Here is a 6,672-nt window from a genome sequence, read left to right on the forward strand (position 1 = left end):
AAAGCGGTGGGTTGCTGGGAACACACTAAGGCCCTGCGCTCTAGCTGCTTTCGTGAAGCCTGCTAGAGGGCAGGGCCTTATGGCACGTATGGGTGTGGCTTTAGTAGCCGCCGACTGGGCCACCGCAGTTGGGCCAAGCGCCAGCGCCCTGGGCGGCAAGCACCTGTTCAGCAACAGCGATCTGCTGCTCCTTGGTTGCTTGGTCTGCGGTCGGTGCGTACTGCTGTCCGCCGAATCCTGACCAGGTTTGGGCGCTGAACTGGAGGCCGCCGTAGTAGCCGTTACCAGTGTTAATCAGCCAGTTGCCGCCGGACTCGCACGCTGCCACCTGGTCCCACGCGGAGACCGGTGCGGCGTTGGCTGCCGGGGTAGCGAGTGCTGCGACGCCCATTGCGGCGGCAGCGGATAGGGTTGCAAACTTCTTCTTGGAACGCATTGAGAAAGTACTCCTTCTCTTTGTGTCTTCTAAAGGTCTCAAGCCGAACACCCGGAATATCCACGCGGTATCTACACGATCTACACGCGGTATCTCCGGTGAGTTCATGACCGTCCAAGGTAAAAGCTGCGGTGGTGCACATGCAATGAAATGCACCGTAGAATCCCCTGAGGTTTTGCTGGCCGCGTGCAGGGGATTCCAAGGAGGGGGGAGCTAATCCGCATCGTGCTTTTCTGCGAATGGGTGCGCAGGCCACCAGAACTTCTCGCCGAGGATCTGCACCACCGATGGGACCAAGACAGTGCGGACGATGAGGGTGTCCAGAAGCACGCCGATGAACACGGTGATGCCCAGCTGGGCCAGAACCACCAGCGGCAGCACGCCGAGTGCAGCGAACACTGCCGCCAGCAAGATACCGGCAGAGGTAATCACGCCACCTGTTGCTGAAAGCGCCGTCAAGATGCCGCGGCGGGTGCCAATCTCACCGGCGTCCTCCCGGGCGCGGGTGATGAGGAAGATGGTGTAGTCGATGCCCAATGCAACCAAGAACACGAAAGCGAACAACGGGGTGTTGGACGCGAAGCGGTCGAAGCCCAGCAGGTAGTGGGAGAGCCACCACCCCAGGCCGATGGCCGCCACGTTGGTCAGCAACACGGAAGCGACCATGATGACCGGTGCCAGGAAAGAACGCAGCATGATCACGAGAGCGCCAAAGATGAGGGCCAAGACCAGCGGGAAGATAATCTTGCGGTCCCGCTCCGCGGCTGATTCCTCATCAACCAGCTGCGCATCGGCACCGCCTACGAGCACGGCGCCATCGGCGCGCTCACCTTGGTGGTCGCCGAACTTCTCACGCAGCTGTAGGAAGTCCGCGCCGGAGACCTGCAGGAGGCTCCATCCCTCAGCGCTGCCTTGTTCCTGCGCACTAGCACCCATTGCCTCGATGTCCCTGGTGGTGCCAGCCGGATCCTGGGTTGCTACGAGCGGCGGGGTAGAGGACTGATCAGGGAAGGCCTCCTCGAGGGCCTCGCCTGCGCTGATGGATTCAGGGGTATCGATGAACTGGTCCGACTGCGTAAGACCCGTCGAGGTCTGAAAGTAACCGATGGAGCAGATAGCCAGGATGAGCAGCGACACCGCAGCAATACGCTTCGGAGCCTTGGCCGCGAGTCCGCCAATCTTGTCCCACAGCTTGTGATCCGGAGTATCGCCTTGCCGCGGACGGCGTGGCCAGAAGATCCAGCGGCCAAAAGCAACCAGAACGCCAGGCAGCGCGAACATAGCGAACAACCAAGCCACGAAGACGCCCACCGCAGCGGCCGCACCGAGCCCCTGCGTGGTTGGGATGAGGGAAAGCAAGAGGCAGAGAACGCCCAGCACCACGGTTCCTGCCGAGGCCGAAACGGTTTTCAGCGTCGGTACCCATGCGCGCGCCATGGCCGCGTAGCGGTCCGAGGTAGAGGTCAGTTCGTCGCGATAGCGGGAGATAAGCAGTAGTGCGTAGTTGGTGCCCGCGCCGAAAACAAGCACGGACAAGATGCCCGAGGTGGACTCGTTCCACGTCACGCCGAATGCGTCGAGAACGTAAGTGTAGACAGTCGCGGCCACACGGTCAGCGACACCGATGACAAGCAGCGGAAGCAGCCACAGAACAGGGGAGCGGTACGTAACAATGAGGAGCACCGCCACAATGCCCGCGGTTACTGCCAGAAGCATAAAGTTGGCGCCTTGGAAGACACCCGCGAGGTCCGCCTTGATTGCAGCAGGGCCGGTGACCTGGGAGGTCACGCCCTCTGGAAGATCAGCAGCGGCGTCCTCGCGTAGCTGCGTGACCTTGTCAGCATTCTCGGTAGGCGTACCCGCCTCTACCTGAACCGGGACGATGGCAGACTGCCCATCCTCGCTCGGGATGAGCGGGCCGCCGAGTTCCTTTGCCACACCACGCAGGGCATTGACATCGAGTGGCTTATCCGAATCAAAAAAGACGATGGCAGCTTGCGCTGACTCGCCCTCGGATTCCTGCTTGGAGATCTCCTCCTGTAGCTGGGCCACCGTGGTGGAGTCCATGTCCTTGGGCAGCGAGGCAGTCGAGGACTCAGGTTGGTCGAGGCCGCCCAGGCCGATAGCCCCGATAGCGAGGATGACGAGGACGAGCGCTAGCCACCGAAAGTGGCGCATCTTTTGAGAATTCACTTACGCCACTTTACGAGCTACCCAATGTACGGGGTTAAAAGATAGCGCGCTGACAGGGTGCTTGGATGCTCTAGAGACCGCGTGATTGAGCGGCGACGGCGATGAGCCAGTTGCGCCATGCCACGCGCTCCTCGCCTTCGGCGGTGGGGGCGGCGGCCTTCGAAGCGGCATCCTCCCACTTCAGAGTGTCATTCCACCCCAATTTGTCCACGTAGCTCTGGGCCGAAGAAGCGTCGGTGGGAAGAGCGACGCCAGCAACTGCCGTCGGTTGATAAGCCACCGCCGGTTGCGGAACCTTAGCGACTTCCCCGATTGCGCCTTGCAGGGCCTCAATGCGCTTTTCGTGCAGCGACAAACGGTTGTCGATGTCTGCTTCTATCTCCGGTGATGCATAGCTACGCGCGAAGTCGAGGCCGAAGACTTGCTCGTACTCCCAGTTCAACAAGCTGGTAGCGCTTTCCAGATCTGCTGCCTCGAGCTCCGGGATTGCGGGCAACTCGGCGCCGTCCCAGGCATCCAAAACAATGGCCTGGTTAGTCACTAATGCGCGGGACTCAGAGCTGACTTCGCTCAACGCGTCACGGGTGCGATGCGCAGCTTCGTTGAGGGTTTTAGCCACATCGACGTCGGAAAGCGGCGCGTCAGTCGTGCGCTCTACCGTGCACGAGCGGGGAGCGTTACCTTCGTTATTGAGGCCGCACAGACGTTTCACCTCCGCGTAAAGTGCGTCGGCCTGGTCAGTGCGCAGGGATGAAGCATTGGCGTCGACATCGGCAAGATTCTGGGCATCATTGTCCGCGCTGCGGGCGAGGGCTACTAGAGTCTCGTCGGGCCGAGGACCAAAGTAATCCACGACGGAGTCCACGGCCTGGCACCCGCTCAACGCGGGCACGAGTGCTGCAAGTGCGGTGAGGGTTGCGACGGGGGTCAAGGCGCGGTGATTCACTCAAAAGACCTTACACGCAACAGCTGGGCGCAGCAGTTAGGCTAGAACGCATGGCTTTTCCAGATGCAGCACAACTTACTGAATTACTCCAGCCACTGCTGGAGCCCCGCGGACTCGATGTGGAGGACGTAAAGACCACCAAGGCTGGTAAGAAGTCCCAGGTTATTATCCGAATCGACGGCGACCAGCGCCCAAGCTCGGACGTTTTGGAGGAAGTCTCCAACCAGATTTCTGAATTCTTCGACGCCAAGGAGGAGTCCGGTGAACTGAACTTCGGTGCCGGATACACCCTGGAGGTCTCCACGCCTGGCGTCGATCTGCCACTGACCGCGCCCCGTCATTGGCGCCGCAACCGTGGGCGTCTGGTCGCTTTCGAGCTGACCCCAGGCAAGAGCGAAGTGGCGCGCATTGGCGCACTTTCCGACGACGCTTCTTCCGTAGCGCTCATCACAACGGTGAAGAAGGACGTGTACTTTCGCATCGAGCGATTGGAAAATATTGCCCGCGCGGTGGTAGAAATTGAGTTTGCTAAACCTTCTGCCGTTGAGCAGGAGGCAGCGCAACAGACGTTTGAATACGCCGAGCAGAACTCGGCAACCCGAGAGGATGAAAAGTGAATATTGATCTAGAGGCACTCCGTACGATTGAGTCTGAGCGTGGCATCCAAGTAAAGGACCTGCTTGAAGCAATCGCGGGTGCCTTGTTGTATTCGTACCTGGATTACCGCGAGCAGTCGGCTGCGGGTAAATCCGAGGGAACCAAGTCCCGCGTTGATATCGATGCAGACACCGGTGCGGTCACCGTCATCGTCACCGAATCTGATCCGGAGACCGGCGAGGTCATCAGCGAATATGATGACACTCCAGAAAACTTCAGCCGCGTCGGCGCCCAGGCCGTGCGTGAGGCAATCATCCGCAAGCTGCGTGAGGCAGAGGCTGAGGTAACTTACGAGTCCTACTCCGAGCTGACCGGCCGTGTTGTATCTGGCATCGTGCAGCGTGACGTGCGCGCCAACGAGCGTGGCGTGGTTGTGGTTCAGCTGGGTACCGAGCTGGATTCGCAGGATGCCATCCTGCTGCCAGCTGAGCAGCTACCAGGTGAAAAGCTTGAGCACGGTGACCGCATCAAGGCTTACGTTGTCGGCGTGACCCGCAACGGTGCACAGGTGCAGATAACTTTGTCGCGTACCCACCCGGAGTTGGTGCGCGGCCTGTTCGAGCTTGAAATCCCTGAGGTGGGCGACGGCGCCGTGGAGCTCGTTGCTATTGCCCGCGAGGCTGGCCACCGTTCGAAGGTGTCCGTCATCGGCCATGCCAAGGGGCTTAACGCCAAGGGAGCCTGCATTGGTCCACGTGGCGAGCGCGTCAACAACATCATGCGTGAACTTGGTGGCGAGAAGATTGACATCATTGACTACAACGAAGATCCTGCGGTTTACGTTGGCAATTCTTTGGCACCGTCGAAGGTGGTTCGCGTCGAGGTTGTTGACCCAGATGCGCAGGTCGCACGCGTAACCGTGCCGGACTATCAACTGTCTTTGGCCATCGGTAAAGAAGGCCAGAACGCACGCCTGGCCGCGCGCCTGACCGGTTGGAAGATCGACATCCACTCGGACGCTGCACAGGACTAAAAGACCTAATTAAGGATTTGCCGCATTTTCGCGTAAGCTAGATAGCGGCCCACATGCAGAAAAGCTGGGGCGTTTTTCAAGTGATCGTTTATGTAGGGAGTTGGATGTCACCTCGACAACCACACACAAGACTCCGTACGTGCATCGCTACGCGCCGCCGCTTTCCTGACACGCAGCTACTGCGGGTCGTCGTTGATAGCGCCGATCCCACTGGCCGCCGTGTCGTGGCAGATCCACTTCGCCGGCTTCCCGGAAGGGGAGCTTGGATTACCCCGGATCTCACTGCATTAGAGCTGGCGGAGCGCACCCGAGCCTTTCGACGCGCGCTTCGGTTATCCACTGACGTGGATACAGGTCACGTACGTGAGTACCTGGAAACGCAGGCGAAAGCCGGCGCAACCTAGGTGCATTCGTGGAGGCACCGCGCTTCCACGAGGCAGAGTTAAAGGAAGACCGAACACTGATGAGCGCACAACGATGAAGCATCAGCGATGAAAGTCCATAGCCATTAACTAGGGGTCAAGCCACACTGGCCTTGGCTCCTAGTCACAATCACAAGGAGACAAGTGCCCGGAAAGCTACGTGTTCACGAGCTCGCAAAGCAGCTCGGTGTAACCAGCAAGGAACTACTCGCCACGCTCAAGGAGCAGGGCGAATTCGTTAAAACCGCATCTTCGACCATTGAACCCCCAGTGGTGAAGAAGATGCGCGCCCACTATGAGGCGCAGTCCGGCGGAGAGAAGCCATCCGGCGATCAGCCTGCCAAGGCGGCAGCGGCTGACAAGGCCGCAAAGCCTGCAGCTAAGACCTCCGCAAAGCCAGGCGCGGCGGCGTCTGCACCAAAGCCAGGTGCGCCGAAGCCAGCAGCTGCCAAGTCCGGTGCTGCAAAGTCCGCGCCAAAGGAAGCTGCACCGACTGCAAAGGCCGAGGCTTCCCAGAAGCCTGCCGCTTCTGCAGCTAAGCCAGGTCCGAAGCCGGGCGCATCGAAGCCGGCTCCGAAGGCTCCACAGAAGTCCCAGGCAAACGCAGAGGCTAAGTCAGCACCGAAGCCGGGCGGCGAGCGCCCGACTCCGGGTAACTCCATGCCTCGTCCGATGCCGAAGCCAGGCGGCTCCCGCCGCGTGGCCAACAACCCGTTCTCCACTGGCGGTGCCGGTGGCGACCGCCCAGGACCGCGTCCGGGCGGTTCCAAGGGCCCACGTCCTGGCGGCAAGCCAGGCGATAACCGTGGTGGCAAGGGCGGCGGACGCTCCGGCCAGGGTGAAGGCAACCAGCGTCAAGGCCAGGGGCAGGGCGGGGGACGCCGTCCATCGCCGGCCATGATGCCTTCGCATCCGAACCCGGCAGCCATGCCGTCTAAGTCCTCCAACGGTGGCGGCGGTGGCCGTGGCCGCGGTGGGCGTGGCCAGGGTGGACCAGGCCAGGGCGGCCCGGGCGGCTTCCGTGGTGGCGGTCGCGGCGGTCGTC

At 61.0% G+C, this 6,672-nt stretch carries 7 protein-coding genes; 4 read left to right on the forward strand and 3 right to left on the reverse strand.

Features of this window, described 5'->3' with window-relative positions:
- Positions 1–100: 100 nt before the first annotated feature.
- From HMPREF0308_RS03975 to HMPREF0308_RS03985, 3 genes are all read right to left on the reverse strand, one after another.
- Positions 101–436: a transglycosylase family protein gene (locus tag HMPREF0308_RS03975; RefSeq protein ID WP_005528951.1), complete on the reverse strand. Its 336-nt coding sequence runs from the start codon at positions 434–436 to the stop codon at positions 101–103.
- 213 nt (positions 437–649) lie between these two features.
- Positions 650–2,629, reverse strand: coding sequence for an MMPL family transporter (locus HMPREF0308_RS03980; RefSeq protein WP_005528953.1), 1,980 nt, complete (start codon positions 2,627–2,629; stop codon positions 650–652).
- 70 nt (positions 2,630–2,699) lie between these two features.
- The gene (locus HMPREF0308_RS03985) at positions 2,700–3,575 is read right to left on the reverse strand and encodes a hypothetical protein (protein WP_005528955.1); all 876 of its coding nucleotides are present in this window, start codon (positions 3,573–3,575) and stop codon (positions 2,700–2,702) included.
- A 50-nt stretch (positions 3,576–3,625) separates the two neighbouring features.
- On the opposite strand from HMPREF0308_RS03985, the gene rimP reads away from it, so the two are divergent.
- From rimP to HMPREF0308_RS04000, 4 genes are all read left to right on the forward strand, one after another.
- Positions 3,626–4,192, forward strand: a complete 567-nt coding sequence (gene rimP, locus HMPREF0308_RS03990; protein WP_005528957.1) for a ribosome maturation factor RimP — start codon at positions 3,626–3,628, stop codon at positions 4,190–4,192.
- Positions 4,189–5,205, forward strand: a complete 1,017-nt coding sequence (gene nusA / locus HMPREF0308_RS03995) for a transcription termination factor NusA (protein WP_005528959.1) — start codon at positions 4,189–4,191, stop codon at positions 5,203–5,205. Before rimP ends, nusA begins: the two co-directional genes overlap by 4 nt.
- A gap of 104 nt (positions 5,206–5,309) precedes the next feature.
- A complete protein-coding gene (locus tag HMPREF0308_RS13190; RefSeq protein WP_005528961.1) occupies positions 5,310–5,609 on the forward strand; it encodes a YlxR family protein in 300 nt (99 codons plus the stop codon).
- Positions 5,610–5,771: 162 nt separating this feature from the next.
- On the forward strand, positions 5,772–6,672 hold a 901-nt coding region (locus tag HMPREF0308_RS04000), incomplete at its 3' end, for a translation initiation factor IF-2 N-terminal domain-containing protein (protein WP_005528963.1).

It is taken from the genome of Corynebacterium striatum ATCC 6940 (assembly GCF_000159135.1).
Classification (GTDB): Bacteria; Actinomycetota; Actinomycetes; order Mycobacteriales; family Mycobacteriaceae; genus Corynebacterium; species Corynebacterium striatum.

Bases quoted from the DNA above. Each gene is read 5' to 3' on its own strand.
- HMPREF0308_RS03975 (WP_005528951.1), bottom strand. From the start codon at position 436: ATGCGTTCCAAGAAGAAGTTTGCAACCCTATCCGCTGCCGCCGCAATG.
- rimP (WP_005528957.1), top strand. From the start codon at position 3,626: ATGGCTTTTCCAGATGCAGCACAACTTACTGAATTACTCCAGCCACTG.
- HMPREF0308_RS13190 (WP_005528961.1), top strand. From the start codon at position 5,310: ATGTCACCTCGACAACCACACACAAGACTCCGTACGTGCATCGCTACG.